The 26,626-nt window shown below is 71.7% G+C and carries 26 protein-coding genes; 9 read left to right on the forward strand and 17 right to left on the reverse strand.

Annotated elements, in window-relative coordinates; all coding sequences use genetic code 11:
• The first annotated feature begins 77 nt into the window (after positions 1–77).
• From ACW14X_RS01360 to ACW14X_RS01380, 5 genes are all read left to right on the forward strand, one after another.
• The gene (locus ACW14X_RS01360) at positions 78–860 is read left to right on the forward strand and encodes a DeoR/GlpR family DNA-binding transcription regulator (protein ID WP_350844708.1); all 783 of its coding nucleotides are present in this window, start codon (positions 78–80) and stop codon (positions 858–860) included.
• Entirely contained in the window at positions 857–1,810 is a 954-nt protein-coding gene (locus tag ACW14X_RS01365; protein WP_457164434.1) for a 1-phosphofructokinase family hexose kinase, read from the forward strand. The genes ACW14X_RS01360 and ACW14X_RS01365 overlap by 4 nt, the downstream gene beginning before the upstream one ends.
• Positions 1,807–3,867, forward strand: coding sequence for a PTS fructose transporter subunit IIABC (locus ACW14X_RS01370; RefSeq protein WP_457166032.1), 2,061 nt, complete (start codon positions 1,807–1,809; stop codon positions 3,865–3,867). Before ACW14X_RS01365 ends, ACW14X_RS01370 begins: the two co-directional genes overlap by 4 nt.
• Before the next feature lie 28 nt (positions 3,868–3,895).
• Positions 3,896–4,153 (forward strand): HPr family phosphocarrier protein, encoded by a 258-nt coding sequence (locus ACW14X_RS01375; RefSeq protein WP_160023680.1) that lies wholly within the window; start codon positions 3,896–3,898, stop codon positions 4,151–4,153.
• Between the two features lie 188 nt (positions 4,154–4,341).
• Positions 4,342–4,917, forward strand: coding sequence for a DUF5134 domain-containing protein (locus ACW14X_RS01380; RefSeq protein ID WP_457164435.1), 576 nt, complete (start codon positions 4,342–4,344; stop codon positions 4,915–4,917).
• Between the two features lie 27 nt (positions 4,918–4,944).
• On the opposite strand, the gene ACW14X_RS01385 is transcribed toward ACW14X_RS01380, so the two are convergent.
• The 9 genes from ACW14X_RS01385 to ACW14X_RS01425 form a co-directional block, all read right to left on the reverse strand.
• A complete protein-coding gene (locus ACW14X_RS01385) occupies positions 4,945–6,222 on the reverse strand; it encodes a pyridoxal-phosphate dependent enzyme (RefSeq protein ID WP_457164436.1) in 1,278 nt (425 codons plus the stop codon).
• Positions 6,223–6,224: 2 nt separating this feature from the next.
• Complete coding sequence (locus ACW14X_RS01390) at positions 6,225–7,604, reverse strand: alanine racemase (RefSeq protein WP_457164437.1); 1,380 nt, start codon at positions 7,602–7,604, stop codon at positions 6,225–6,227.
• Positions 7,601–8,818, reverse strand: a complete 1,218-nt coding sequence (locus tag ACW14X_RS01395; RefSeq protein WP_457164438.1) for a hypothetical protein — start codon at positions 8,816–8,818, stop codon at positions 7,601–7,603. The genes ACW14X_RS01390 and ACW14X_RS01395 overlap by 4 nt, the downstream gene beginning before the upstream one ends.
• Positions 8,819–8,821: 3 nt before the next feature.
• Positions 8,822–10,006, reverse strand: coding sequence for an aminotransferase class V-fold PLP-dependent enzyme (locus ACW14X_RS01400; protein ID WP_457164439.1), 1,185 nt, complete (start codon positions 10,004–10,006; stop codon positions 8,822–8,824).
• Positions 10,007–10,024: 18 nt separating this feature from the next.
• Positions 10,025–10,249 carry a heavy-metal-associated domain-containing protein gene (locus tag ACW14X_RS01405; protein WP_160023692.1) on the reverse strand — a complete coding sequence of 75 codons (225 nt, stop codon included), beginning with the start codon at positions 10,247–10,249 and terminating at the stop codon, positions 10,025–10,027.
• 86 nt (positions 10,250–10,335) lie between these two features.
• The gene (locus ACW14X_RS01410; RefSeq protein ID WP_457164440.1) at positions 10,336–11,043 is read right to left on the reverse strand and encodes a GAP family protein; all 708 of its coding nucleotides are present in this window, start codon (positions 11,041–11,043) and stop codon (positions 10,336–10,338) included.
• A 58-nt stretch (positions 11,044–11,101) separates the two neighbouring features.
• Positions 11,102–12,133, reverse strand: a complete 1,032-nt coding sequence (locus ACW14X_RS01415; protein ID WP_457164441.1) for a formylglycine-generating enzyme family protein — start codon at positions 12,131–12,133, stop codon at positions 11,102–11,104.
• Positions 12,134–12,269: 136 nt separating this feature from the next.
• Positions 12,270–13,352, reverse strand: coding sequence for a threonine aldolase family protein (locus tag ACW14X_RS01420; RefSeq protein ID WP_457164442.1), 1,083 nt, complete (start codon positions 13,350–13,352; stop codon positions 12,270–12,272).
• A 7-nt stretch (positions 13,353–13,359) separates the two neighbouring features.
• Positions 13,360–13,506, reverse strand: coding sequence for a hypothetical protein (locus ACW14X_RS01425; protein WP_457164443.1), 147 nt, complete (start codon positions 13,504–13,506; stop codon positions 13,360–13,362).
• Positions 13,507–13,650: 144 nt separating this feature from the next.
• Here ACW14X_RS01425 and ACW14X_RS01430 point away from each other — a divergent pair, with 144 nt between their 5' ends.
• The 4 genes from ACW14X_RS01430 (at position 13,651) to ACW14X_RS01445 (ending at position 18,563) form a co-directional block, all read left to right on the forward strand.
• Complete coding sequence (locus ACW14X_RS01430) at positions 13,651–14,751, forward strand: flavin-containing monooxygenase (RefSeq protein ID WP_457164444.1); 1,101 nt, start codon at positions 13,651–13,653, stop codon at positions 14,749–14,751.
• Positions 14,752–14,783: 32 nt separating this feature from the next.
• Positions 14,784–16,406 carry a LuxR C-terminal-related transcriptional regulator gene (locus tag ACW14X_RS01435; RefSeq protein WP_457164445.1) on the forward strand — a complete coding sequence of 541 codons (1,623 nt, stop codon included), beginning with the start codon at positions 14,784–14,786 and terminating at the stop codon, positions 16,404–16,406.
• Positions 16,407–16,521: 115 nt separating this feature from the next.
• Positions 16,522–17,190 carry a hypothetical protein gene (locus ACW14X_RS01440; protein ID WP_457164446.1) on the forward strand — a complete coding sequence of 223 codons (669 nt, stop codon included), beginning with the start codon at positions 16,522–16,524 and terminating at the stop codon, positions 17,188–17,190.
• Positions 17,187–18,563 carry a glutamate decarboxylase gene (locus ACW14X_RS01445; RefSeq protein ID WP_457164447.1) on the forward strand — a complete coding sequence of 459 codons (1,377 nt, stop codon included), beginning with the start codon at positions 17,187–17,189 and terminating at the stop codon, positions 18,561–18,563. The genes ACW14X_RS01440 and ACW14X_RS01445 overlap by 4 nt, the downstream gene beginning before the upstream one ends.
• A 42-nt stretch (positions 18,564–18,605) precedes the next feature.
• Here ACW14X_RS01445 and ACW14X_RS01450 read toward each other — a convergent pair whose 3' ends face one another.
• From ACW14X_RS01450 to ACW14X_RS01485, 8 genes are all read right to left on the reverse strand, one after another.
• A complete protein-coding gene (locus ACW14X_RS01450; protein ID WP_457164448.1) occupies positions 18,606–19,115 on the reverse strand; it encodes a flavin reductase family protein in 510 nt (169 codons plus the stop codon).
• A 10-nt stretch (positions 19,116–19,125) separates the two neighbouring features.
• Positions 19,126–19,851, reverse strand: a complete 726-nt coding sequence (locus ACW14X_RS01455) for an alpha/beta hydrolase (RefSeq protein ID WP_457164449.1) — start codon at positions 19,849–19,851, stop codon at positions 19,126–19,128.
• 45 nt (positions 19,852–19,896) lie between these two features.
• A complete protein-coding gene (locus tag ACW14X_RS01460; RefSeq protein WP_457164450.1) occupies positions 19,897–21,021 on the reverse strand; it encodes an LLM class flavin-dependent oxidoreductase in 1,125 nt (374 codons plus the stop codon).
• Positions 21,022–21,088: 67 nt separating this feature from the next.
• Entirely contained in the window at positions 21,089–22,129 is a 1,041-nt protein-coding gene (locus tag ACW14X_RS01465) for an ABC transporter ATP-binding protein (protein ID WP_457164451.1), read from the reverse strand.
• On the reverse strand, positions 22,126–23,133 hold the full coding sequence (locus ACW14X_RS01470) for an ABC transporter ATP-binding protein (protein ID WP_457164452.1): 1,008 nt from the start codon (positions 23,131–23,133) through the stop codon (positions 22,126–22,128). Before ACW14X_RS01470 ends, ACW14X_RS01465 begins: the two co-directional genes overlap by 4 nt.
• A complete protein-coding gene (locus ACW14X_RS01475) occupies positions 23,120–23,995 on the reverse strand; it encodes an ABC transporter permease (RefSeq protein ID WP_457164453.1) in 876 nt (291 codons plus the stop codon). Before ACW14X_RS01475 ends, ACW14X_RS01470 begins: the two co-directional genes overlap by 14 nt.
• A complete protein-coding gene (locus ACW14X_RS01480) occupies positions 23,992–25,047 on the reverse strand; it encodes an ABC transporter permease (protein WP_457164454.1) in 1,056 nt (351 codons plus the stop codon). The genes ACW14X_RS01475 and ACW14X_RS01480 overlap by 4 nt, the downstream gene beginning before the upstream one ends.
• The gene (locus tag ACW14X_RS01485; RefSeq protein ID WP_457164455.1) at positions 25,044–26,618 is read right to left on the reverse strand and encodes an ABC transporter substrate-binding protein; all 1,575 of its coding nucleotides are present in this window, start codon (positions 26,616–26,618) and stop codon (positions 25,044–25,046) included. The genes ACW14X_RS01480 and ACW14X_RS01485 overlap by 4 nt, the downstream gene beginning before the upstream one ends.
• Positions 26,619–26,626: the final 8 nt, after the last annotated feature.

Raw genomic sequence — 26,626 nt, forward strand, 5'->3', positions numbered from 1 at the left:
CGAGTCAACACATTCGGGCATAAAACAACACATGTGGGCATTCACAACCCCGAAACCCACCCGAAACCACACCGATCATGAAGGAGGCCGCGATGTACGCCGAGGAGCGGCAGATCGCGACGGCCCGTCTCGTCGCCGAACGCGGGCGGATATCCGTGGCCGACATCGCTGAGCGGTTCGAGGTCACCACCGAGACCGTGCGTCGAGACCTCTCCACCCTGGAGCGACGTGGCCTGGTCCGCCGAGTCCATGGTGGCGCCGTGCCGGTGGAGGCCGTGGCCGTGCTCGAGTCCGCCCTCGGCGAGCGGGAGCAGACCTTCACCGCGCAGAAGGACCGCATCGCCCGGGCCGCGCTCGCGCTCCTCCCGCCTGAAGGCGGCACGATCGCGATCGACGCAGGCACGACGACCAGCAGGTTCGCCCACGCCCTGCCGCGCGACCACCAGCTCACCGTGGTGACCCACGCGGTCCCCGTCGCCGCCATGCTGGCCGGCAGCCCTCAGATCGAGCTCCATCTGCTGCCCGGCCGCGTCCGGCCGGCCACCCAGGCCGCGGTCGGCGCCGAGACCGTGGACGCGCTGAGCCGCCTGCGGGTCGACGTCACCTTCGTGGCCACCAACGGGCTGACGCTGGCCCACGGCCTCTCCACCCCCGACCACGAGGAGGCAGCGACCAAGCGCGCGCTGGTCAACGCCGCCCGCCGGGTCGTGTGCCTCACCGACTCCAGCAAGATCGGCGTCGAGACGACGCTCCGCTTCGCCGCGCTGGGCAACGTCGACGTGCTCGTCACCGACAGCGACATCGACGACGACGTCGCCGACGAGCTCCGCGAGAGCGGCCTCGAGGTGCTGATCGCATGATCGTCACCCTGACCGCCAACCCGAGCATCGACCACACCGTGATGCTCACCAGCCCGCTGCGCCGCGGCGAGGTGCTGCGTGCCCGGACCACGACCTCCCAGCCCGGCGGCAAGGGCGTGAACATCTCCGGAGCCGCGTACGCCGCAGGGGTTCCCACCCGTGCCGTGCTCCCCTGTCCCGATCTCGATCCCATGGTCACCGAGCTGCGCGCCTCCGGGCTCGACGTGGTCACCGTCGGACCCGCCGGCCGGCCCCGGATCAACACCACCGTGACCGAGCCCGACGGCACCACCACCAAGCTCAACGGCCCGGGCGCCACGGCAACCCCGGCGCTGCTCGACGCCCTGGCGGCCCGGCTGGTGAAGGAGGCCGAGCAGGCGCGCTGGGTCGTCCTTGCCGGGTCGCTGCCGCCCGAGGCGCCGTCGGGTTGGTACGCCGAGGTCGTGAGCGCGCTCCGGTCCACCGGCACCCACATCGCCGTCGACACCAGCGAGGCACCCCTCGAGGCGCTCGCCGCCGGGCTCCCGGCCGGCGCACCCGACCTGCTCAAGCCCAACGCCGAGGAGCTGGCCTCGATCACCGGAGCCGAGTCCCTCGACGAACCGGCCGCCGCAGCGGCGGCGGCCCGGACCCTCGTCGACCGCGGCGTCACCGCCGTGCTCGCGACCCTCGGGGCGAACGGCGCCGTCCTCGTCTCCGCGGAAGGCACCTGGCACGCCACCCCGCCGCCCACCGAGGTCGTCAGCACCGTCGGCGCCGGCGACAGCTCGCTGTTCGGCTATCTCCTCGCCGACCTGCGCGGGCTCTCCGCCCCTGAACGTCTCGGGCTCGCCGTCGCGTACGGCAGTGCAGCCGCCGGCCTCCCCGGCACCACCCTCCCCACCCCACCCCAGGTCCGTGCCGACCTCGTGTCCGTACGCGACCTCGACCCCATCACCGGAGGACTCTGATGTCCGCACTCATCGCCCCCGAGCTCGTGGCCCTCGACGCCGATCTCGGCCCTGACAAGCACGACGTCATCCGTGCCCTGGCCCAGCGCGTGGCCGACTCCGGCCGGGCCACCGACCTCGACGCGCTCGTCGCCGACGCGCTGGCCCGCGAGGAGGTCTCCGCCACCGGTCTCCCCGGCGGCCTGGCGATCCCGCACTGCCGTACGTCCGGGGTCGACGAGCCCGTGGTCTCCTTCGCCCGGCTCTCACCGCCGGTCGACTTCGGCGGCAAGGACGGCCCCGCCGACCTCGCGTTCCTGATCGGCGCGCCGGCGGGCGGCGACGCCACGCATCTGACCATCCTGACCAAGCTGGCCCGTGCGCTCGCCCGCCCCGAGTTCGGCCAGACCCTGCGGGAGACCGACTCGGCCGAGCAGGCCGCCCAGACCATCCTCGACGCTGTCGGCGACGCGCCGGCCGCCGCCCAGAGCGCCACGCAGGAGTCCGCCCCGGCCCCGGCCGCGACGGAGAAGCGCACCCTGGTCGCGGTGACCGCCTGCCCCACCGGGATCGCCCACACCTACATGGCGGCCGAGGCGCTCCAGGCCGCGGCCGCGCGGGCCGGCGTGGAGATCGCGGTCGAGACCCAGGGCTCGGCCGGAGCGACGCCGTTGCCCGCCGAGACGATCGCCCGCGCCGACGCCGCCATCTTCGCCGTCGACGTCGGTGTCCGTGACCGGAGCCGCTTCGCCGGCAAGCCGCTGGTCTCCTCCGGTGTGAAGCGTCCGATCGACGACGCCGACGCGATGATCGCCGAGGCGCTCGCCGCCGTCGCGGACCCGAACGCCGCCCGCGTGGAGTCCGGCAGAGGCGACTCATCGGAGTCCGCCGGCACCGCGTCGGAGAGCTGGGGTGGACGGACCCGCCGGGTCCTGATGACCGGTGTCTCCTACATGATCCCGTTCGTCGCCGCCGGCGGCCTGCTGATCGCGCTGAGCTTCCTGCTCGGCGGCTACGACATCACCGACGTCTACGGCGCGGTCATGGTCGACAACACCCTGACCAACCTCCCCGACGTACAGGCCCTCGGTCTCGACCACGCCCTCTTCGACAGCGGCCTCGCCGTCTATCTCGGCGCGCTGTTCTTCGTCATCGGCAAGACCGCGTTCATGCTGTTCATCCCGGCGCTGGCGGGCTATATCGCGTACGCCATCGCCGATCGCCCCGGCATCGCCCCGGGCTTCATCATGGGTGCGCTGGCCGCGAACCTGTTCGGCGTGGTCAACGCCGACGGCGTCTCGGCGCCCGCGACCGGCTTCCTCGGCGCGATCGCGGGCGGTGTCCTCGCCGGTGTGATCGCCCACTGGGTCAGCGGGTGGCGGGTCCCGAGCTGGGCGCGCGGTCTGATGCCCGTGCTGGTGATCCCGCTGGTGACCTCGATCCTGGCCGGTCTGGTGATGATCATCGTGCTCGGCAAGCCGATCAACTGGCTCATGGAGCGGCTCACCGACGGCCTCGCCGCCCTGGACGGCACCAGCGCCGTCGCCCTCGGCGCCGTGCTCGGCCTGATGATGGCCTTCGACATGGGTGGCCCGCTCAACAAGGTCGCCTACAGCTTCGCCGCCACCGGCGTCGGTGCCGCCTCGCTCGCCGCCGACTCCCCTGAGCTGCGGATCATGGCCGCCGTCATGCTCGCCGGCATGGTCCCGCCGATCGCACTGGCGCTGGCCACCGTCGTACGCCCCCAGCTCTTCACCCCCGCAGAGCACGAGAACGGCAAGGCCGGCTGGCTGCTCGGCGCCTCGTTCATCACCGAGGGAGCGATCCCCTTCGCCGCGGGCGACCCGATGCGCGTCATCCCGGCCATCATGGTCGGCAGCGCGGTGACCGGCGGACTCTCCCAGCTCTTCGACGTCGGCGTCCGCGCACCGCACGGCGGCATCTTCGTCCTCTTCGCCGTCACCAACGTGCTCGGCTACCTGATCGCTCTGGCCGCCGGCGTGATCGTCGGCGCCGGGATGGTGATCGCCCTCAAGTCCGTCGGCCGCGCTCCGGTCCCGGCTGCCGCGACCAGCTGAACCCTCAACCCACCACCGAAGGAGCATCATGCCCACCCAGACCGTCACCGTCGGCTCCGCCGTCGGCCTGCACGCCCGCCCCGCCGCGATCATCTCCGAGAAGGTCGACGAGCTCGGCGCCGAGATCACCCTCGCCGTCCCCGGCGGCGAGCCGGTCGACGCGGCCTCGTCGCTGCTGATCATGACCCTCGGCGCCGCCAACGGCGACAAGGTCGAGGTCACCGGCCCCGACCAGGCCGCCGTCGACACCATCGCTGCCCTGGTGGCGCAGGATCTCGACGCCTGAGCGAGGCGTCGCCCCCGTCGGCCGAGACGTCACCCCCGTCGGCCGAAGCGTCAGCGCGGTCGGTCGAGTTGGCACGCAGGTGCCAACTCGGCCGACGTACCTGACGCCTCGGCCGGGGGTTTGCCGGTCCGCGGCACCGATCACGGCAACCGGCCTCATCCGACGCGTGTGAACGGTACGTTGGAGGTGTGGTCGATCCTCCCTGGGACCTTCTGCTGACTGTGGCCTTCGTGCTCACGGGCACCGCGGGGATCTGGATTCTCGTGGTCTGCCCACCCTCGGGCGGGGAGACCGTTCTCCACCTCAACCACGCCGCGATGAGTGCGGCGATGATCCTGATGATCTGGGTGATCGTCTCGGACGCTGCGGTCTGGGCGCAGGTCGCGCTCTTCGCGGTGCTGACCCTGGCTCTGCTGCCGGCTCTGCGGGGCGCGAGCGACAGGGCCCGGCGGGCCGACGTGGTCGGACACCTCGCTCTCAACGCCGCGATGATCTGGATGCTCGCCGCGATGCCGCTGCTGATGGCTGACGTGGGCGGTCTCGAGGGTCATGCGGGCCACGGCAGCGCGGCGGCGATCGCCCCGGCCGGGCACGCTCCGGGCTGGGCGATCGCGGTCAACTCGGGTTTCGTCGTGGTCTGCGTGGCCGGGGTGCTCTGGTGGCTGGTTCGGGCGACGTCGGTGCGCGAGCACCGCCTGCCGGCCCTGGGCCACGGGCTGATGGCTGCCGGGATGGGCACGATGCTCGTCCTGCTTCCCGCGTGAGGGCCCGGCTGCGGCGTACGAACTGGGTCAGACACCCGCGAGCGGCCGGCCGCTGTCGCGCCAGCCGAGCACGCCGCCCTCAAGGTTGTAGGCCCGGCGACCGGTCGCGGCGGCCCGGGCGGCGAACCGTGCCGACCTGTCACCCGTCGGGCAGGCGAAGACCACACGGGACGCCTCGGAGAACGGCATCCCCGCCTCCAGGACCTGCTCGAGCAGGTCGTCGCGGAGGTTGATCGCCCCGGGGATGTGGCCGGCCTGGAACGCCAGGGCCGTGCGTACGTCCACGACGACCACGTGCTCGCCCGCGGCGGTCCAGGCCTCGAGCTCCTCGGGGGCAGCCGAAGGCGCCTCCTCGGCAGGAGCCGGTCCGGCAGCCCCGAACAGGTCAGGACGGCGGTGGCGGTAGTAGGAGAGGTACGGCTCCATCCGGTCGCACGCGATCACGACCGCGGTGACCGGGCCACCAGGCCCGGACAGGAGCCGCTCTCGGGCAGCGGCATAGGCGGCCCCGGTGGTGGGGCCGGCGAGCACACCGTGCCGGGTGGCGAGCTCGAGGCTGGCGGAGATCGCGTCCGCCGAGTCGACGGCGGCGATCGCGTCGTAGAAGCCGGGGTCGAAGAGACCGACTTCCCACATCTCCGCCGCCGAGCGGATGCCGGGGATGAAGTCACCTTCGGCGGCGACGACGCCGACCACGGCGGTCTCCGGGTTGCGCTCGCGCAGGTACGTCGCGGCCCCTCGGGTGGAGCCGGTGGTGCCGAGCCCGCCCACGAGCAGGTCGACCGGGCCGGCGTCGCGGTAGATCTCGCGACCGGTCTCCTCGTAGTGGGCTCGCAGGTTGTCCTCATTCGTGTACTGCGAGGTGTGGTGATAACGGCCGGGCTCGCCCGCCATGAGGTCGCCAATCACCCCGAACACGTCGTTGGGCGCGGTCGGGTCCGGGCACTCCGAGAGTCCGGGCATCTCGGTCACCTCGGCGCCGAGCAGCGACAGCATCTCGCGGACCTCCCGCACCCGGACCCGGTTGGTGAAGGCCCGGAACCGGGCGCCGTGCATCGAGGCGATGATCTGGAGCGCCTTCGCGGTGTTGCCGCTCGATGCCTCCAGGACGACCTGCTCGTCCTCGACGATCGATCCGATGTGGTCGCGCAGCAGCGCCCAGGCCACCCGGTCCTTGACGGAACCGAACGGGTTCGCCGACTCCAGCTTCAGGAAGATCTCGGCCTCCGGCACACCGTGGGCTGCCGGATCGAGCCGCAGCAGCGGAGTGTCGCCGATCATGTCGAGCACGCTGTCGTATCGCATGGTCAGCTCCCGTGGTGGTCGTCGGCGACGAAGGTGAACCGTCCGCCCTCCAGGACCGCAGCGACCTTGGGCGGCGGCGGATGCCCGCCGGCGGAGGAGGCCGAGAGGTCCATCTGATAGGCGGCGGTGTTGACGAACGCGAGTACGTCGCCGCTGCTCGGCTCGGAATCCAGGAACACCTTGCGGCGGCTCACCAGGTCCGACTCCAGGCACAACCGGCCGGCGAGGAAGACTCCCTCCGCCGGCGGCTCACCATGCGCATCGACGAGCACCGGGTCCAGCAGGACCTCCTGGTCGGCGGGGGTGACCTGGTTGCGGGCGAGGTCGAGCACGACCAGGTCGCGCCCGGCGGCGCGCTTGCGGTAGAGCACCGAGGCCAGAGTGATCCCGGCATGGTCGACCAGGGCCTTGCCCGGTTCGATCCACAGCGTCAGCATGCACTCGCGCAGCACCTCGGCGACGGGGCGCCGCTCGATCTCTGCGGCCAGGAACGTCTCCAGGACGTCGGTGGCCGGGCGGTGGTTGCCGTACTTGTGCGCGACTGCTGCCCCGGCCACTGCGCCCGCTCGCCGGAGCCCGAGGTCGTGACCTGGCCACACCAGCTCCCCCGCTCCGGTGGCAACCGCCTGTGAATACCGGTGGAACGGCTCGGGGTCCTCGACGAAGCGCTGGCGGAACCCGCCACCGATGTCGATCACCGACGGCCGCAGGCCCTTCCGGTGGGCGGCGGCGACGACCGCCATCGATTCGGTCAGCGCGTCCACCCGGGCGGCCGGGTCGGCCGTGTCGAGGTGGAACGCGACGCCGCGCAGGTCGAGGCCGGGGGCGCGGCGTACGGTCTCGAGGGCGGCGTCGGCGTCGGCGAGATCGATGCCGAAGCGGGACTGGGGCACCGCCGGCGAGGCGAACCCGGAGAGCCGCAGGAGGACCGGGACGGCGCTGCCGGCCGGCGTGGCAGCGGCGAGCCGGTCGAGCTCCCAGAGGTCGTCGGCGTTGGCGGTGAGCCCCAGCGCGGCGATCCGGTCGATGAATGCCGGCGACTTCGGACCCGTCGCCTCGATCCGGTCCGGCGCGAACCCCGCGGCCAGGGCGCGGTCGAGCTCGGCCGCGGAGGCCACGTCCGCGCCGAGCCCGGCGATGGAGGCCTCGGCGAGCAGTGCGGCCGAGGCGTTCACCTTGTGCGCGTAGAAGATGTCGTACGGCACGCCGTGACGCCGGAGCACCCCCGCAAGCGCCGTGGCGTTCTCGGCCATGACCTGGGGAAAGACCACGTGGAGCGGCGACCCGAACCGTTCGATCGCCTCGCCCACCGCGGCCGCGTCGTCGAGGAAGCGGGCGGCGATCGGGTGCCGCGCGGCGGGAAGCGGGTAGCGAACGCTCACCCGTCGGCCACCGTGTAGCCGGAGTCGCGCAGGTCGGCGAAGACCCGGTCGCGCTGACCGGCGTCGGTGAATCTGGCCCGCACCCGCTTACCGTGCAAATCAACCTCGATCAGCTCGGCCGCCTGGGCGTCGAAGACGGCGGTGATCGTCACCCGGCAGTGCCGGCAGGTCATGTCCGGGACCCCGAACTCCTGCTCCCCCGCCGCGAACCGTCCCTCCCCGGCGGCCGGTCCGGGCGCCTCGGCGATCCGCACCGACTCCACCGCCGACCGGAACGCGCTGGTGAGCGCCTCGGCGACGGCCGCGAGGGGCTGGACGCGCTGCCCGTCGACCTGATGGGCCCGCTGCCCGAGGCAGACGGGCCGCTCCCCCGCCGGCAGCAGGGCGTACTGTCGCGAGATCTGGTCGAGCTCGACGTGGTAGCGCTGGATGGCGGCACGCACCCCGAGGCCCTCCTCGCGGGCCTGGCCCATGACCTCGTGGGCGTCGGCGATGGTGCGGCGCTTCATCTCGGCGAGCAGCGGGACGGTCTCGGGGGTGTAGCGCAGCCGGCCGCCGGTGCCCTCCAGGCTCGCGGGGATCATGCCTCTGCGGTAGGTGGAGGCCTGCAGCTCCCAGAACCAGGTCGAGGCCACCGTGCCGTAGAGCCCGGATTCCAGCATCGCCTCGGCGAACTCGACCGGGTCCTCGATCCCGACCTGTCCGGCGAGCATGCCGTGCTGGACGAGCGCGCGGCCGGCGGCCTCGGCGCCGACGCGGAAGATCTCGGCGGGCTCCTGGTCGGTGGTGGTGTCAGCCAGGACGTCGAGCGAGTCGTCGCCGAGCGCGTCCGAACGCGCGGTGACGGGATCGGCGTCGGCGATAGTGTCACCGACCGCGATCACGGCCTCCCTGGCAGCGATCGGCAGCACCGGGCCGAGCGGGCCCGGTCCGATGTGGCCGCTGTTCGCGATCCCGCGGGAGTCGCGCCAGGTGATGCGGTGGGTGGCGCTGACCACCTGGTCGGGTCGGCACGGCCGCATGAAGGACTCGAGGTAGCGTCGCTGTCCGGTCGTCAGCGGTCCCCCGGGTTCCGGGCTGAGCTCCTCGACGCGGTAGTCCACCGACACCTCTGCCACCGCCGGGGCCGGGCCGGTCAGGAAGTCGGCACCTGCGACCTCGGCCAGGATGCGGGCGGCGGCGGCGCGGTCGTACCTGATCCCTTCGTTCTGCACGTGTCAGTCCCTTTCGGCAGCGGCGGCGAGGCCCTGCAGGAGTCGGTCGACGTCGTTCTCGTCGTTGTACAGGTGGAAGCTCACCCGGACCGCGTCCTCCCGCGGCCCGTCCAGACAGTGGTCGCCGGCGCGTACGTACACGCCGCGGCGTTCGAGGGCGAAGGCCACGTCGGCGCCCGCCTGGCCGTCGACGGCGAAGGCGGCGATGCCGCTGTGCGGTCTGCTCGCGTCGACCGGCGGCCCGAGGAGGGTGACGCCGCCGATCCGGGAGGCGCCGTCGGCGAACCGGGCGGCCAGGGTGGCCAGGTGGCCGCCGACGCGGTCGAGGCCGATGGTGTCGAGGAACGCGGTGGCGCTCGCGAGCCCCGCGGCGCCGGCCCCGTCGAGGCTGCCCTCCTCGGCGGCGTCGGTCAGCGGCGAGACGTGTCGCGCCGGCCCGCTCCGAGCGGCCGCCCGGTCGACCGCGATCCGATGATGCTGATCCCGGCGTACGTAGACCGTGCCCGTGCCGGGAGGCCCGAACATCTTGTGGCCCGAGACGACGGCGAGCTCGGCCCGGGACTCGGCCAGACGCAGGGGCAGCCGCCCGGCGCTCTGGGAGCAGTCGAGACAGACCGTCGCGGCCGGCGGGATCGCCAGGGCGTCGAGGTCGGTCCGGGTGCCGTGGAGATTGTGTACGTCGGTGGCGACGACGACCGCGGTGCGGTCGCTCGCGGCACGGGCGAAGTCGTTGGGGTCGATGCGCCCCAGCCGGTCGCGGCGGTACGCCATCGCCCGGACGCCCTGGTGCCGCATCCGCTCGGCGAGCCGGAGCCACGGCCGAACCGTCGAGAGGTGGTCGCGGGGGCAGTAGAGGATGTCGCCGCCGTTCGCCAGCGCCGCGGGCCCCCAGCGGTCGGCGAGGAACGCCATCGCGCCGGTGGCGCCGCGAGTGAAGGCGACCTCGTCGGGGAACGAGGCGCCGAGGAACGCGGCGACGGTGGCGCGGGCCTCCTCGAAGCGGCGCAGCGCGTCCCGGGCCCACGGGTGTCCGCCCCTGCCGGGGTTGGCGGCAGGCCCGCGCAGCTCGGCGGTGAGCTGGGCGATGACCGGTTCGGGACAGGGGGTGCCGGACGCGGCGTCGAGGTAGACGAGATCAGGTTCGCTGGTGAGGGCCGGAAAGTGCTGACGGGAGCCGAGGCCGGGCACGGACGACTCCTCGGCCGGTCAGGGTTCGCGAGCGATCGTGAATCCGGCCTTGGCGAGCGTGGATCTGACGACCCTCGGTTCGAGCGGTCCGTCGGCGGTGACGCGGGCGCTGGACACGGCTCCCGGGTTCAGGTCGACCACGACCCCCTCGACGCCCTCCAGGCCACCGAGAGCGCTCGTCACGGTCTCGACACAGCGGTGACAGGTCATTCCATCGATGCGCACTTCGAACTGAACCGACATGAAACTGCCCTTCAGTAGGACTTCGGTGGTCGCCCAAAAATATCACCGAACGAGCGGCCGCGAGGTCGGTTCACGTCGGTCGGCGCTCAGCCAGTGACCTGTGCGAGCCCGCGACCGACGAACAGCACGCCGAAGGCGATCAGCACGACGATGCCGATGACGTGGTTGTGCGCGAGGAGCCACTTCGTCGCGGACCGGAGCCAGCCGCGGCTACGCTCGCCGGCGGCGACGAACACGAGCGTAGGGAGGACGAAGTCGATCATGCTCGCCGCCAGCAGCAGCACGATGCCGCTGATCTGTGCACTGAGTCTCACGTCGGCGGTGACCACGATGCCCAGCCCGGAGACCAGGATGGCGACGTTGGGGTTCACGACCGCCAGCACGAGGCCGGCCACGAGCACCAGGCCGACGGACGGATCACGGAGGCCCGAGACCCATCCGGGCTCCTCCATGGCCGCCCGGTGCGTCGCACCTGCTGCGCGAGCAGCCGCCGCCGACCGCAGCCGCGGCCGGAGCCACGACATGACCGCCACGACGAGGAAGATGACGCCGACGGCGATGCTCAGCCAGCCGCGAACCGTCGACGGCTCGTCGCTGGCGGCGTCTGCCGCCCGCCCCGCCGCCAGCGCGGCGACCGACAGCACCCCGTAGACGGCCAGGAAGGGCGCCGCCAGCGCGAGGACGTTGCGGTAGGGGTGCGAGGACCCGAGCAGCAGCAAGCAGGCGACGACCGCAGCCGGGGTGACCGCCAGCCCCACCATCTCCGGCAGCAGCTGCCCGGCGAGTTCCCACATAGGCACAACCTCGCCACCCGCCCGGCGGCCGTCCTCACCCCTTCCGGGGGAAACCGGTTCAATCGCCCGTGCGTACGACGCAGCGGAACCCGACGTGCGACGTCGTGTCCCGCACGCCGTGCCCCTGGCGCGCTGCCGGCCGGTAGCGGCGGCAGTACTGCGGTGAGCACAGGTGCGAGCCGCCCTTCGTCACCATCCGATCGGTCTCCTTGACCTGGTCGTCACCGGTGCCGGGGCGTTGGCTGCCACCGCAGCAGGAGGGCACAGCGACGCCGGCCTGCCGCGAGGACGCACCCGAGCCAGCCCGGCCGTGAAGCGGGGCGATCAGGTCGCGATGGTCGGGCGTCCACGGCGTGCGGGTCCATTCCCACACGTTGCCGACCATGTCGTAGAGGCCATGCCCGTTCGGCGGGTAGGAGGCGACCGGGCTGGTGCGGTCGTGGCCGCGCGGATCCTCGCTGCGCCACGGCCACTGTCCCTGCCAGGTGTTCGCCATCAGACGCCCGCCCGGGGCGAGCTCGTCACCCCACGCGTAGTCGGCGCCGACGAGGCCACCGCGGGCCGCGTGCTCCCACTCGGCCTCGGTCGGGAGCTCCTTGCCCGCCCAGCGGGCGTACGCCACGGCGTCCTCCCAGCCGACGTGCACGACCGGGTGGTCCGGGATCTCGGTCCAGTCCGCCACCTGGCGTCCGGGCCGGCTCCCGACGTCTACTGCGGGGCCGTCGGGGTGGCGCCACTGGGCGCCGGGCTGCCAGCGCCACCATCGGGTCCAGTCGTGCAACGGGACCGGACCGGGCGCCTGGGTGAACACCTGCGATCCGGGCACGAGCAGCGCCGGGTCGGCACCCGGGAAGTCGGCGGGGTCGAGATCGCGCTCGGCGACGGTGACATGCCCGGTATCAGCCACGAAGGCCGCGAACTGCGTATTCGTCACCGGGTTCGGATCCCACCACACATCACCCACGGCGACCTCGACCACCGGGCGCTCCTCGGGGTAGAAGCGGTCGCTGCCCACCAGGTCCAGGCCGCCGGTGACGAGCACCTGCCCGGTCCTGGCGGTCGCTGAGGTCTCGACCTGATGGGGGCCCATCTCTCAACATCCTCCGGTAGAAGCGTGGGGTGACGGCTTGCCGCGCTCGGCTCCGTCTGCATCGCGATGCCTCGAGCGTAGGAACCGGACGGTCCCCGGCACACCACCCGAGACGGGTGAGGCACCCAGCCTGGCCTCAGTCCAGCAGCGCGGCGAGGTGGCCGGCGACGGTCGAGGGATCCAGGCCGAGGGCGCCCTGGCCGACCGTCATCTCGGTCACCATCCGACCCGGCTCCTCGGCCGCGGTCCAGGGTCTGCTGAACGCGAGCGACTGCTCCTCCATCTCGGCGAGGAGACGGGTGTTGACCTGGTCCGGGTCGCCGGCGGCGTACAGCAGGAAGGTGTTGGTGTGCGGCACGGGTGGCTGGACGGCGATGGACGACGGAAGCGCGGCGGCCAACGCCCTCCCCCAGATCACGCACTGCCCGATGTGCGGGAGCCGGTCCCGCAGGCCGACCAGCGCGGCGACCGCCTCGGCGGTGGACCGGTAGAGGGTGCCACCCATCCGGTGCCGCCACAGCCGGGCCTGCGCGACGAAGTCCTCATCGCCCAGCAGCGCCGCGCCGGCGAGCCCGCCGAGGCCCTTGTAGAAGCTGGTGTAGACGGTGTCCGCGAGGCCGGCGATGTCCGCCAGCGGCTTGCCGAACCACTGCTGCGACTCCCAGATCCGGGCGCCGTCGAGATGGAACGCGATCCCGCGCTCACGGCACGCCTCGGCCAGCTCCGCGAGCTCGTCGAAGGTCGGCAGCAGGCAGCCCGCGTCGCGCAACGGGATCTCGACCAGACACGCGGCCAGCGGGCCCGGGATGGCGTCCAGGTGAGCCTTCGTCGGAGTCGTACGCCCCGTGGTGAGGTGCTCGATCAGCAGGTCCTGGAGGATCCGCGGCCCGTCGTCCTCGTGGACGAGCAGGTGGGAGAGGTCGGGCATCGCGACCCGCCGGTTGCCCGCGTTGTCCGCGTGGATCCGCAGCGCCACCTGCTGCGCCATCACCCCTGAGGGGAAGTACGCCGCCGGCTTCCCGAGCAGCTCGCCGACCTCGGCCTCCAGCCGTGCCACCGGCCCCCGCTCGGCATAGACGTCCCACTCCTCGATCCCCAGCTCCCGGCAGGCCTCGGCCAGGCCGTCGAAGACCTCCGCCGGGCTCGCGTACGCCGGGAACACGCTCTCGCGGCAGGCGATCATCGCCGCCCGCAGCCGCTGCTCCAGGGGCTGCTCCATCGACTGCTCAGTCGCCGTCCCCACCGCCGTCGACCGCCTCTCCGCCACCTTCGGGGCCGTGCGGGATCCGGTCCTCGAGCTGGTAGGCGATCGTCTCCTCCAGCGGCACCGACGGCGGGAGCTTGCTGAAGTCTTCCGGGGGCTGTTTCGTCATCTCTCGAGTATCGCCCCAACTCGGCGCTCCGTGCCCGGAATTCCCGGCAGCTGCCCCATGGGTAGATCGACCCACTACCCACCGCTGGCGAATGCGCCGTACGACCGACGCGGAGCGGCGAGGTGCGGACCTAGCGTCATCAGCATGGACACCACACACATCGAGACGCTCATCATCGGCGCCGGCCAGGCCGGCCTGGCGACCGGCTACCACCTGCGACGCCGCGGCCGCCCGTTCGTGATCATCGACGCGAACGCGCGGGTCGGCGACAACTGGCGGCGCCAGTGGGACTCGCTCCGGCTCTACTCCCCTGCCAAGTACGACTCCCTCCCCGGGATGGCGTTCCCGGCGAAGAGATGGTCGTTCCCGGGAAAGGACGACGTCGCCGACTATCTGGAGACGTACGCCCGCACCTTCGAGCTGCCGGTGCGGCTCGAGACCCGAGTCAGCGGACTCGAGCGGCACGGCGACGGCTTCCGGGTGACGACGGACCGGGGCACCTGGACCTGCGACAACGTCGTGGTGGCGACCGGCTCCTTCGGTCGTACGCCGAACGTCCCGGTCATCTCCGCACAGCTCGACCCGTCGATCCTGCAGCTCCACTCGAGCGAGTACCGCCGTCCGGGGCAGCTGCGCGAGGGCCCGGTGCTCGTCGTCGGTGCCAGCCATTCCGGCTGCGACATCGCCTTCGAGGTCGCCGAGTCCCGGCCGACGATCCTGGCCGGTCGGGACTGCGGCGAGATCCCGCCGCGCCTGGAGTCGCGGGTGATGCACGTGATCTTCCCCGTGCTGCTGTTCATGTGGCGGCACGTCATCACCCGGCGTACGCCGATCGGCCGCAAGGAGATGCCCGAGGTCCGGCGCCACGGCGGGCCGATGCTGCGGGTGAAGCGCTCGGACCTGGCCGACCGCGGTGTCGAGCGGGTCACCTCGAGGGTCGAGGAGGTCCGCGACGGGCTGCCCGTGGTCGACGGCGCTCCGCGCGAGGTCGCCAACGTCGTGTGGGCCACCGGCTTCCGGCAGGCCTTCGACTGGATCCACCTCCCGGTCCTCGACGAGGACGGCTGGCCGCGGGAGATGCGCGGCGTGGTGGCGGAGGCCGAGGGGCTGTTCTTCTGCGGCCTCAGCTTCCAGTACGCCTTCAGCTCGATGCTCCTGGCGGGCGCGGGGCGCGACGCTGCCCTGGTCGCCGACCGGGTCACCGCCCGGATGCGCCAGGCCGCACCCCACTCGCTGGCCGCCTGATCCGAGTACGCTCTCCAGTGGAGGTGCCTGCCGTGGCCGACATCCAGCTGGAGAGCGCCCGCGCCGACTTCGTCCGCGGTGACTGGGGCGCGGCGTACGCAGCCTGGTCGGGAGCCGACCCGGAGGCGCTCTCGGCCGAGGAGCTCGAGGACTTCGCCGTCGCCGCCGAGCTCACCGGGCACCACGACGACACGGTCAGCGCCCTGCACCGCGCCTTCCGCAAGAGCCAGGACGCCGCCGACCTCGGCCGCTCGGTTCGCTGTGCTTTCCGGATCACGATGACCGCCCACGTGCACGGGGAGAGTGCCCTGGCCCGCGGCTGGACCTCACGGGCCGTGAGCCTGGTCGCCGATCTCGACGACGGTGTCGAGCTCGGCTGGGTCGACTTCCTGCGGATGTTCCGGGCGCTGAGCACCGGCGACTTCGCCATGGCGGGCGGCTTCGCCGACAAGGTCGCCGAGCGCGGCCGGCGCTACGGCGAACCGGACCTCACCGCTCTGGGGCTCTGCTCCCAGGGCCGGATGGCGCTCTACTCCGGCCGGGTCGCAGACGGCCTCGCCCTGCTCGACGAGTCCATGATCCGGGTGATCGCGGGCGAGGCCTCCCCGGTCGTGGCCGGGCACGTCTACTGCACCGCGATCGAGGGCTGCCAGGAGATCAGCGACTTCGGCCGGGTGGCGGAGTGGACCGCGGCCCTCGAACGCTGGTGCGCCGCCCAGCCCGGGCTGCTGACGTTCACCGGCCAGTGCGCGGTCCACCGTGGCCAGCTGCTGCGGCTGCACGGCGAGTGGCAGCAGGCGCTGGAGGAGTTCGAGCACGCGACCCGCCGCTACCAGGAGGTGCACGCGCCGGACGCGGCCGGTCTGGCGGCGTACGAGGCCGGCGAGGTGCTCCGGCTGCGCGGTGAGTACACCGAGGCGGACGCCGCCTACGAGCGCGCCGCCGACCGCGGGTTCGACCCGCAGCCCGGGCTCGCGCTGCTCTGGTCTGCGCTCGGCCAGGGCGCGGCGGCGCTCGCCGCCACCGAGCGGCTGCTGGTGGAGACCGGTGGTCCCGTGCAGCGATGCCGGCTCCTGCCGGCCGCCGTCGACGTACTGCTCGGTGCGGGCGAGACCGACCGGGCCCGGCAGGTCGCGGACGAGCTCGACGGGCTCGCCGGACACTTCGGCTGCGTCTGGCTCGAGGCCGCCGCCGCGCACGCCCACGGCGCGGTCGAGCTCGCTGCGGGAGACCCCGCCGGTGCCCTCCCCTACCTGCGCAAGGCCCAGCAGCTGTGGGCGCGGGCCGAGGCGACCTACGAGCGGAGCCAGGCACGGCTGCTGACCGGGCGCGCGCTGGCCGGCGTCGGCGACACCGAGTCGTCCCGGCGCGAGCTCGAGGCGGCGCGTACGGTCTTCCGCCAGATCGGCGCCCGGCCCGCCGCCGACGAGGCCGACGGCCTGCTCGCCCCCGCGTCCCTGCCCGCCGGCCTCACCGCCCGCGAGGCCGAGGTCCTCCGCCTGGTCGCCTCCGGCCGCAGCAACGCCCAGATCGCCGCCGACCTGGTCCTCAGCGAGAAGACCGTCGCCCGTCATCTCTCCAACATCTTCACCAAGCTCGACGTCCGTTCGCGCACCGCCGCCACGGCCTTCGCCTTCGAGCACGGCCTGGTCTGAGCACGAGCGTTTCCGGCAGCCGGTGGCGACGGATTTCACCCAGACCGGATGAGGACGCCACGACCTGGCCCGTCGAGGATGACGGTGTGTAGGGAGAGGGAGGGTGGCCGCCGCGATGGACCAGGTACTGACGCGTCGGTCGACCCGGCTCAACCTCGTCGCCGCCGTCGCCTTCGTCCTCGGTGGCTCGTTGTTCGCCCTGGGGGCGGCTTTCGCCCAGCTCGGGGCGGTCAGCCTGCCGACCGTCAACGTGACGTACCTGGTCGGCGGCTGCTTCTTCACGCTCGGCGGCTACGTCTCGATCCTGCTCGCCGACAACCCCGATGAGCACAGGCCCTGGTGGCGCTTCCGGTCGCGCCCGCGCAGCTGGCTGAGCGCGTTCGTGCTGTTCGTGGGCACGCTGTTCTTCGGAGTCAGCCTGGTGGCCGCCTTCGCCGAAGGTCTGACGCCGCGTCAGTCCGACGGGTGGATCTGGTTGCCCGACATGACCGGCTGCGTCTGCTTCCTGGTCTCCGGTCATCTGGCGATGCTCGAGGTGGGCGCGGGGCACGTCCGGATGCTGACCCACCTGGTCGGCTGGTGGGTCGTCGCGGTCAACCAGGTCGGGTCTGTCCTCTTCTTCCTCGCCGGCATCGCTGCCTTCACCCGCCCCGCGACCTCGAGCGCGATCGACACCGGGCTCGTCAACTGGGGGACGTTCACCGGCGCAGCGTGCTTCGCGGTCGGCGGGGTCATCCAGGCATTCGACACACCCACTACGACAAGAACGGTGGTTCAGCAATGACACGACTCAGCGACACAGAGGCCGAGGTGCTCTACGGCAACCGGTTCCTGACCGAGGCAGCCCCCTCGACCACGTTCCCCGAGACCGGAATGCGCCCGGTCGACGCGATGCGCCTGATCGGCGAGGACCTGGTCATGGAAGGTGACCCGCAACGCAATCTCGCGACGTTCGTGACCACGTGGATGGAGCCGGAGGCGCAGCGGATCATCGCCGAGAACCTGCACCGCAACTTCATCGACCACGCGGAGTACCCGATCTCCGCCGAGATCGAACAGCGCTGCGTACGGATGCTCGCCGACCTCTACCACGCCCCCGGCGAGACGACCGGCTGTCGCACCCAGGGCTCGTCCGAGGCGATCATGCTCGGCGCCCTGTCCCTGAAGTGGAAGTGGAAGCAGCGCCGGCAGGCCGCGAACGCCTCGGTCGACCGGCCCAACCTGGTGTTCGGCGGCGACGTCCACGTCGTGTGGGAGAAGTTCTGCCGGTACTTCGACGTCGAGCCGCGGATCGTCCCGCTCGAGGAGAAGAGATACACCATCGGCCCCGACGACGTCGCGCCCCACCTCGACGAGAACACCATCGGCGTGGTCGCCGTCCTGGGCACGACGTTCACCGGGCACATGGACGACGTCGTCGGCATCAACCAGCTGCTGCTCGACGTCAAGAACGACAAGGGCCTGGACATCCCGCTGCACGTCGACGCGGCCAGCGGCGGCTTCGTCTGGCCGTTCCTCTACCCCGACTCCCCCTGGGACTTCCGCCTCGAGCAGGTCCGCTCGATCAACGTCTCCGGACACAAGTACGGGCTGGTCTACCCCGGGATCGGCTGGCTGGTGTTCCGCGAGAAGTCCGACCTCGCCGAGGAGCTGGTGTTCTACGAGAACTACCTCGGCAAGACCGACGCGACCTTCACCCTGAACTTCTCGACGGGTGCGGCGATGGTCCTGGCGCAGTACTACAACTTCGTCCGGCTGGGCCGCGACGGCTACACGTACGTGATGAAGCAGATGCAGCAGAACGCCAAGGCGCTGGCGGAGAACCTGCGCGACAGCGGCAGGTTCGAGGTGATCGGCGACGACCTCGAGCAGCTTCCCCTGGTGGCGTTCCGGCTCAGCGGCGACCGCACGACGTACGACGAGTCCGACATCGCCTGGCAGCTTTCCGCCGAGCGCGGCTGGATGGTCCCGGCGTACACGCTGCCGCCCAACGCGGAGAACGTGAAGATCATGCGCGCGCTGGTCAAGGAGACGATGAGTCGCGAGCAGGTCGAGCGGCTCACCCGCGACATCGCCGACGCCTGCGCGACACTGGACGAGAAGGGCGGCGCCCATCCGTCCGAGCGGGAGCAGGTCAAGCGAGGGACCGGGTACTGAAACTCGGTCGGGGGCGACGGATCTCGAATGCGACGCCGCGTCTCACGCGGTGTCCGCGAGCCGCCCGAATGCGCTGCGGTGGAAGATCAGCGGGCTGCCGGCGTCGGGATGTGCCACCGCGTGCAGTCGAAGCAGCACGATGATGTGGTCGCCCGCCTCGACCTCGCGATAGATCGTGCAGTCGAAGAGGGCCAGCCCGTCGTCGAGTGCGACGGCGCCCTCCTCGGTCACGGTGTACGCCGCGCCGTCGAAGCGATGCTCGACGGGTCCCGCCAGCCGGCGGCAGACCTCGCCCTGGTGCTCGGCCAGCACGGTGACGCCCAGGTGCGAGGCCCGGCGCAGGTCGGGCCACGTCTTCGAGGTCGCGGCGACCGAGAACGAGACCAGAGGAGGATCGAGGCTGACGCTCGTGAAGGAGGAGGCAGCCAGGCCCGTCGGCCCACCGTCCACCTGCGCGGCCACGGCGACCACCCCGGTCGGGAAGACGCCGAACGCCTTGCGCAGGGCGGCGGGGTCGAGGTCCTGGTTGGTGTACAGGGGCGAGACGGTCATCGGGAGTCTCCTAGGTCTTGTAGACGATCGCAGGAAGGTCGCTGCCGAGCTTGAGCGACTCGAGGAAGGTGACGACCGTGGCCGCGACCGACCGGTGGGAGACGTCGTTGAGGATGTCGTGGCGGCCGCCGGCGACGAGCCGGCGGTGGACCGTGGGTGCGTCCGCGTACGCCTTGATCGCCTGCTCGGCGGGCGTGACCGGGTCGGCGTCGCCGTGCACGACCAGCACGGGCTTCGCGGGAACCGGGAGGGTCAGGTCGGACCACTCGCCGGGAAGGTTCGCGTTCAGTGCTCCCCTGCCGAAGCCGTCGTCCTCCCCGATCACCTTGCGGTGGACGGGGCAGGCGCTGCGGGCCTCGACCTCGTCCACCCAGCCGTCGATGGTGGCTGATCCCGGCAGCACGATCCCGGCGATGACGGCTGCGTCCACGGCGAGGTCGTTGATCACGGTCGCGGCCAGGGTGGCGCCCGCATCGCTGCCGACCAGCACCTTGGGCGCGGGCAGGGACTCATCGGCCAGGTGTCGTTCGATCTCGGCACGACCCGCACCCAGGTCGCTCAGGTCGGTCTCGACGAGCCGCACCCGGTAGGCGTCGGCGGCGAGCCGTCTGCCGAAACGCTGGTAGGTCGTCGCGGTCTCCCCGCGTCCGGTGAGCACGATCAGTGTGCCGCGCGGGGTGCCCCCGGGTGGCTCGTCCCAGGCGGTGGGGATGGTGGTCTCGGTGACGATGGTCATGTGCTGCTCCTGTCGGAGGATGTGGATCGGGGGCGCGAAGAAGGCTCAGATCGCAACGCGGGTCCGGGCGGCGCGGTGGGCAAGCTCCTGGCGGACCAGCGGGAGCAGGTCGCGGCCGTAGTCGATGGCGTCCTGGAGCGGGTCGTAGCCGCGGATGAGCACGGTGTTCACGCCGATCTCGACATAGTCGAGGATCGCGGCGGCCACGGTCTCCGGTGACCCGACGAGGGCCGTCGAGTTGCCGCCTCCGCCGACGGCCTTGGCGGTCGGCGTCCACAGGCAGCGGTCGTGGAGGTCGCCTGTCTCCGCGACGGCGAGCAGGCGCTGCGAGCCGGCGTTCTCCGGGGCGGCGCCCTGCGGATGAAGCTTGTTGACCTTCTGCTTGAACTGGGCTCCGATCTCGCCGTTCACGGTGTCCAGGATGCTGTGGGCGCGCTCCCAGGCGGCCTCGTCGGTCTTGCCGAGGATGGGCCGGAAGGAGACCGAGACCCGGGGGCGCTGCGTACGTCCGGCCTCGGCCGCCTTCTCGGTGATGGTCGCGATCTGCTCGCCGGTCTGCTTCAGGGGCTCGCCCCAGAGCATGTAGGTGTCGGCGTGCTTGGCCCCCACCACGTACGCCGCCGGGGAGCTGCCACCGAAGAAGAGCTCCAGGTGGCGCTCCGCGTAGGGGAAGACCTGGGGCGTGAAGCCCTCGAAGCGGTAGTAGGCGCCCTCGAAGTCGCGGGGGCCCTTGGTGTCCCAGGCGGCGCGGAGGATCTGGAGGTACTCGTCGGTGCGGGCGTACCTCTCGTCGTGGGGGACGAAGTCGCCCTCGCGCCGCTGCTCGACGTCGCTGCTGCCGGTGACGATGTTGAGCGCGACGCGACCGTTGGAGAACTGGTCGAGCGTGGTGAACGTGCGCGAGGCCAGGGTCGGGTGTACGACCCCGGGCCGGTGCGCGATCAGCAGGCCGAGCCGCTCGGTGCGGGCAGCGGCGTACGCGGCCACCTGGGCGCCCTCGGACCAGCCGGAGCCGTAGCCGATCAGGACCCGGTCGAAGCCGCCCTCCTCGTGTGCCTGGGCGAAGCGGGCGGTGTAGTCGGGGTCGATGACTTTGCCGTCGGACGGACGGATCTCGGAGGCGTCGGCGGTGCCGATCATGCCGAGGATCTCGACGTTGTCGTAGGTCATGCTCGGTCCTTTCGTCTGCCGGCGGAGTGCCGGAGGTCGCTCGGGGTGAGTGTGTTGGCGAGGCGGCTCAGGCCGGTTCCCTGGCGAGCTGGAGGTCCTCGGTGCTCTCGGGGCGGATCTGGCCGAGCCAGGTGGCGGCCACGTGGCAGGCGGCGCTCCGCTCGGCGGCACCTGGCAGCGGCAGCGCGGCCGGCTCCTGCTGGCAGGCGTCATGGGCGAACCGGCATCGGGCGGCGAACACGCAGGCGCCGGGTCCGGCTGGGAAGGGGTCGGCGTCCGGCGCGGGCCGGATGTCCGCCGGACGTAGCCGGTCCTCGTGGCCGACCGAAGGCGCGGAGGCGGTGAGAAGACCGGTGTAGGGGTGCGCCGGGCGGGTCAGGACCTGCTCGACGGGGCCGGTCTCGACGAGTCGGCTGCGGTAGAACACGGCGATCCGGTCGGCGATCCCGGCCAGTGAGGACAGGTCGTGGGCGATGATCACGACGGCGAGGCCGAGCTCGCGGCGTAGCCGGTCGAGCAGGCTGAGGACGAGGTTGCGGTTGGAGACGTCCAGCGCGCTGACCGGTTCGTCGCAGAAGAGCAGCTTCGGGCGGGTGACGATGGCGCGGGCGAGCGCGATGCGCTGCCGCTGACCGCCGGAGAGCTGACGCGGTAGCCGGGCGCCGATGGCTGCCGGGTCGAGACCGACGAGCCCGATGGCCTCCTCGACCCTGGCGCGCTGCTCGCTCCGGGGTACGCCGCCCACAGCCAACGGCTCGGAGACGATCTGGTCGACGGTGAGGTCGGGGTCGAGGGAGCGCAGCGGGTCCTGGAAGACGAGCTGGACCTGGCCGCTTCGGCGGAATCGGCGCTGTGCTGCCCCCGTGAGTCCGCCGATGTCGGCGCCGTCGAAGACGATCGAGCCGGCGGCCGGCGCGACCAGGCCGACGGTCGCGCGGGCGAGGGTCGTCTTGCCCGATCCGGTCTCGCCGACGACGCCGAGGATCTCGCCCGGGCGGACCTCGAGGCTGACGTCTCGCAGTGCGGCACCGGTGCCGAGGTGCGTGCCCTGGCGTGGAGGCGCGTAGGTGACCGAGAGATCGGTGATGCTCAGCAGCGGCGTACTCATGCGGAGGCCTCCAGACGGACGCAGCGAGCACTGCGTACGGGTCCGATGTCGGTCAGGGGTACGGGTCCGCCGAGGCACGCCTCGGCTGCGTGCTGGCAGCGCGGGGCGAACCGGCAACCCGGCATCCGCTCCCCCGCTGCCGGCGGCTGACCCGGGATGACCTCGAGGGTGCGGCGCGACCAGTCCCCGATGGTGGCCACCGAGAGCAGGGCCCGGGTGTAGGGATGGCGCGGATCGGTGAGCACCTGCTCGGTCGGACCGGACTCGACGATCTCTCCGCCGTACATGACCAGGATCCGGTCACAGGTCTCGGCGACGACCGCGAGGTCGTGGGTGACCAGCAGCAGGGAGAGCTCGTGGTCGCGGCGCAGGCGGGCGATGAGCTCGAGGATCTCGGCCTGGATGACGGCGTCGAGGGCGGTGGTGGCCTCGTCGGCGATCAGGAGCTCGGGATCGCAGGCGATGGCGATGGCGATCAGGACGCGCTGCAGCATCCCGCCCGAGAGCTGGTGCGGATAGTGGTGGAAGACGCCTGCCGGATCGTGGAGGCCGACCTCGCCGAAGAGCTCGACGGCACGGTCGCGGGCCTCGGTCCTGCCGAGCCCGCCGCGCACACGGAGCTGCTCGACGAGCTGGCGGCCGACGCTGATGCTCGGGTTGAGGTAGGAGCCGGGATCCTGGAAGACGGCGCCGATGCGGGTGCCGCGGACACGGTCCCAGGTGGGACGCCCGGCGCCGGTGAGGTCGACTCCGGAGTCTCCGTCACCGAGGGTGATGGTGCCGGAGTCCACCTCACCGGTCTCCGGCAGCAGCCCGAGGACGGCGCGGCAGGTCAGGGTCTTGCCGCTGCCGGACTCGCCGACCAGGCCGACGGCCTCGCCGCGGCGGATCTGGAACGAGACGCCGTTCACTGCGACGAGGTGGTCCCCGACGCTGACCTGCAGGTCCTCGACGGTGAGGGTGCGGGGGCTGGTGGCGTACGTATCGGGATCAGGCTGCGGCATCGACGGTCTCCTTCCGGTCGCGCACCCGGGACGGGCGTCGGCGGCGGCGCTGGGTGCCGGCGTCACGGATGCCGTCGGCCAGGATGTTGAGGGACCCGACGGTCGCCATCATCAGGAGCGCCGGGAAGATCGGGGCCCAGCTCTGCTGGGCGAGGTAGCCGAGATCGGCCGAGAGCATCCCGCCCCAGGTGGGCGCCGGCGGCTGGACGCCGATCCCGAGGAACGAGAGCGAGGCGACGACCAGGAGGCTCGCGCCGGTGGCGTGTGCGGCGGCGACGGCGACGTTGGGAAGCACCTTGCTCCAGATGTGCTTGCGGAGCGTCCACCACTGGCTCGCGCCCATCAGCTCGGCGGCCTCGACGTACTGCGTACGCCGAAGGCCGAGGGCCGCGGCCCGGGTGACCCGGAAGAACATCGGGCTGATCAGGACGCCAACCGCGACCATCGCCTGCTGGAGGCCGTTGCCGATGGTGCCGGCGACGGCGATGGCGAAGACGGTGAACGGCAGGATCATCAGGGTGTCGGCGATCCGCAGCGAGACCCACTCCCCGATCCTGCCCATCCAGGCCGAGGCCAGCCCGGACGGGACGCCGAGGACCGCGGCGATCGCAACCGCCTCCAGAGCGCCGACCACCGAGAGCCGGGTGCCGGCCATGAGCCGCGACAGGACGTCGCGTCCGACGTAGTCGGTGCCGAGCAGGTGCTTCCCCGATGGAGCCTGGAGCACCTCGTCGCTGAACTGTCGCAGCGGGTCGTACGGCGCCAGGGTGCCGCCGAAGACGACCAGGAAGGCGATCACCGTCAGGACCGCGAAGGCGAAGCGGCTGGCGGGCTGCGCCCACAGGGCCTTGAGCGTTCTCATCGCTTCCCGCCCCTCGCGCCGCGAGCGGCCGGGTCGAGCGCCGCCTGGGCGACGTTGACCACCAGGCTGGCGATGACGACGACGACCGCGGTGACCAGCAGAGTGCCGAGGACCACGGGTACGTCCCCCTTCTCCGAGGACTGCAGAGCGAGCTGCGCGATGCCGGGCAGGCCGAAGAGCTTCTCGGTCATGACGGCACCGCCGATGACGAGCGGGATGGCCAGGCCGATGACGGCCAGCGTGGGGGCTGCGGCGTTGCGCAGGACGTGGCCGAACAGGACCCGCCGGCGACCGAAGCCGCGCATCTGGGCGCCGATCGCGTAGTTCTCCCGCAGCGCCCCGACCAGCGAGGTGCGCAGCTGCCGGGCGATCGAGGCAGCGACGTCGAGGCTGAGTGCCAAGGAGGGCAGGATCGCGAAGCGGAGCCACTCGGCCGGGTTCTCCCCGATCGGTACGTAGCCGCCTGCCGGAAGCAGCTTGGCCTTGACCGCGAACACCACGATCAACGCCATCCCGATCACGAACGGCGGCAGCGTGCCGAGCAGCGAGCAGACGACGGTGACCGCCCGGTCGAAGACTCCCCCGTTGCTCAGCGCCGCGCCGATCCCGGCCGCCCCGCCGATGAGGATCGCCAGCACGATGGCGAGCAGGGCGATGGAGAGGTCGACCGGGAGCGCCTGGGCGATGCTGTCGGCAACCGGGACGGTCGTGAACCAGGAGACGCCGAGGTCGCCTTGCAGCGCGGAGCCGAGCCAGTCGGCGTACTGGACCACCAGCGGCCGGTCGAGACCGAACTGGTGGTCGAGCCGGGCGATGTCGGCATCGGTCGCGGTCTCGCCGAGCACCGCCGCGGCCGGGTTGGTCTTCGCCATCGCCCCGAGCGCGAAGGTGATGACCGAGGCCAGCAGCAGCACGGCCGCGGTGATCGCGACCAGGTTGAGGATGCGGCGGAGCCAGCCGCCGACCGCGCCCGCGGTCGGTCGTACCGCCGACGCGTCCGTGGGTGAGTCGGTGTACGCGGCGGTGGAAGAGGTGGCTTGGGCCACGCTCACGAGGTCGTCACCCCCTCGAAGCGCTGCAGGCTCGGCGAGGCGGGCAGCTCGGAGGCGTTCTTGCGGGCGATGATCCGGGGCGCGTTGTAGAGGAAGGTGTTGGGGAAGCTGGTGATCGCGATCCTCGTCGCCTCCTGCAGGACAGAGGGGTACGTGGGGTCGTCGGTCGGAGTGGCCCGGACCTTCTTGAGCTGGGCCTCCAGAGCAGGGTTCGTGGCACGGTTCGGGTTCATCAGACCCTCCTTGCCGAAGAGGACCTGGAAGGCCTGCACCGGCGACTCCCGGCCGGCGAAGCCGTCGTAGGTCAGCGCCTGGGAGTGCTCGATGTAGACCAGCTGGGTGTGCTGGGTCTGTGGGATCGACTTGATGGTGAGCTCGATCCCGATTTCCTTGAGCTGGGCCTGGATCAGCTCGACAGCCGCCGCGGCCTGGCCGCTGCTGGTGAACTCGCCCTTGACCGGGCCGGTGTGGCCGGCGTCCGCGAGGATCTGCTTCGCCTTCTCCGGGTCGTACTCGTAGACGCCCTCGAGCTCGGGGTTGTAGCCGACGTACCCCTTGGGGAAGAGCTGGTAGTTGACCTCGCCGATGTCGAAGTTGGCGACCTTCTTGATCTTCTCCCGGTCGATGCCGTACTTGAGCGCCTCGACGACCGAGGGGTCGTCGAACGGCTTCTTCCCGGCGTGTACGTCCAGGCACGAGACGAACATCGAGTCGAGGATCTGGACCTCGAGGCCCGCTTGCCGGGCCTGTTCGACCTGGGCGCCGGAGATGCGGGCGACGTTGTACTGGCCGGACTGGACCGAGGCGACCGCGGTGGCCGGGTCGGGCTGGGGATAGAGGTGGAACTCGTCGACCTTGATCTCGTCGGCGAGCTGGAAGTGGGTGTTCTTCACCAGTTCGGCGTGGTCGTTCTGCACGTACGTGGTCAGGCTGAACGGCCCGGAGCCGGCCGGCTTCGTGGCCAGGGAGGCGGCGTCCTTCTCGAAGACGGCCGGGTTGACGACCATGCCCGTCTTGCCCGCGAACAGAGCCGGGATCTGGTAGTCGACCTCGGCCAGGTCGAGCACGACGTCGAGGTCGCCCGAGGCGGTCACCTTGGTGATCCCGACCATCTGGGGCGCGATGAGGGAGCCGTCGGCGGTGCGTCCGCGTTCGATCGACTTGGCAACCGCCGTGGCGTCCAGCGGCGTGTCGTCGCTGAACCTCAACCCCTTCTTCAGGGTGAAGGTCACCTGCGTGCCCTCGGAGTTGTACGTCCACTTCTCGGCCAACCACGGCACCGGGTTGCCCTTCTCGTCGAGGCCGGTGATGGCCTCGTAGACGAGCGCCAGCATCTGGACGTCGGAGCCGGCCGAGGAGGTCACCGGGTCCCAGGTGGTGGGCAGCTGCCAGGCCCAGGTGATCCGTCCACCGGACGCACTGGCACCGGTCTCGGAGCCGCAGGCTTCCAGGGCGAACACGGCCGCGGCGCCGAGGGTGAGGCCGAGCAGGCTGCGTCGGCTGAGGGTCGGCGTCGATGACGTGGTCGAGATGGAGCGCTTGTCGCTGCGCGCGAATGCCTTGTTGGCCATGGGAGTGA

This window comes from Nocardioides sp. YJ-D4 (assembly GCF_054031495.1).

What these genes read in the sequence shown, in the direction of transcription:
- ACW14X_RS01485 (WP_457164455.1), bottom strand. Translation starts at nt 26,618, where the DNA reads ATGGCCAACAAGGCATTCGCGCGCAGCGACAAGCGCTCCATCTCGACC.
- ACW14X_RS01460 (WP_457164450.1), bottom strand. Translation starts at nt 21,021, where the DNA reads ATGACCTACGACAACGTCGAGATCCTCGGCATGATCGGCACCGCCGAC.
- ACW14X_RS01425 (WP_457164443.1), bottom strand. Translation starts at nt 13,506, where the DNA reads ATGACGAAACAGCCCCCGGAAGACTTCAGCAAGCTCCCGCCGTCGGTG.
- ACW14X_RS01475 (WP_457164453.1), bottom strand. Translation starts at nt 23,995, where the DNA reads ATGAGAACGCTCAAGGCCCTGTGGGCGCAGCCCGCCAGCCGCTTCGCC.
- ACW14X_RS01420 (WP_457164442.1), bottom strand. Translation starts at nt 13,352, where the DNA reads ATGGAGCAGCCCCTGGAGCAGCGGCTGCGGGCGGCGATGATCGCCTGC.
- ACW14X_RS01415 (WP_457164441.1), bottom strand. Translation starts at nt 12,133, where the DNA reads ATGGGCCCCCATCAGGTCGAGACCTCAGCGACCGCCAGGACCGGGCAG.
- ACW14X_RS01445 (WP_457164447.1), top strand. Translation starts at nt 17,187, where the DNA reads ATGACACGACTCAGCGACACAGAGGCCGAGGTGCTCTACGGCAACCGG.
- ACW14X_RS01365 (WP_457164434.1), top strand. Translation starts at nt 857, where the DNA reads ATGATCGTCACCCTGACCGCCAACCCGAGCATCGACCACACCGTGATG.
- ACW14X_RS01450 (WP_457164448.1), bottom strand. Translation starts at nt 19,115, where the DNA reads ATGACCGTCTCGCCCCTGTACACCAACCAGGACCTCGACCCCGCCGCC.
- ACW14X_RS01360 (WP_350844708.1), top strand. Translation starts at nt 78, where the DNA reads ATGAAGGAGGCCGCGATGTACGCCGAGGAGCGGCAGATCGCGACGGCC.
- ACW14X_RS01470 (WP_457164452.1), bottom strand. Translation starts at nt 23,133, where the DNA reads ATGCCGCAGCCTGATCCCGATACGTACGCCACCAGCCCCCGCACCCTC.
- ACW14X_RS01385 (WP_457164436.1), bottom strand. Translation starts at nt 6,222, where the DNA reads ATGCGATACGACAGCGTGCTCGACATGATCGGCGACACTCCGCTGCTG.
- ACW14X_RS01430 (WP_457164444.1), top strand. Translation starts at nt 13,651, where the DNA reads ATGGACACCACACACATCGAGACGCTCATCATCGGCGCCGGCCAGGCC.
- ACW14X_RS01375 (WP_160023680.1), top strand. Translation starts at nt 3,896, where the DNA reads ATGCCCACCCAGACCGTCACCGTCGGCTCCGCCGTCGGCCTGCACGCC.
- ACW14X_RS01410 (WP_457164440.1), bottom strand. Translation starts at nt 11,043, where the DNA reads ATGTGGGAACTCGCCGGGCAGCTGCTGCCGGAGATGGTGGGGCTGGCG.
- ACW14X_RS01455 (WP_457164449.1), bottom strand. Translation starts at nt 19,851, where the DNA reads ATGACCATCGTCACCGAGACCACCATCCCCACCGCCTGGGACGAGCCA.
- ACW14X_RS01440 (WP_457164446.1), top strand. Translation starts at nt 16,522, where the DNA reads ATGGACCAGGTACTGACGCGTCGGTCGACCCGGCTCAACCTCGTCGCC.
- ACW14X_RS01465 (WP_457164451.1), bottom strand. Translation starts at nt 22,129, where the DNA reads ATGAGTACGCCGCTGCTGAGCATCACCGATCTCTCGGTCACCTACGCG.
- ACW14X_RS01405 (WP_160023692.1), bottom strand. Translation starts at nt 10,249, where the DNA reads ATGTCGGTTCAGTTCGAAGTGCGCATCGATGGAATGACCTGTCACCGC.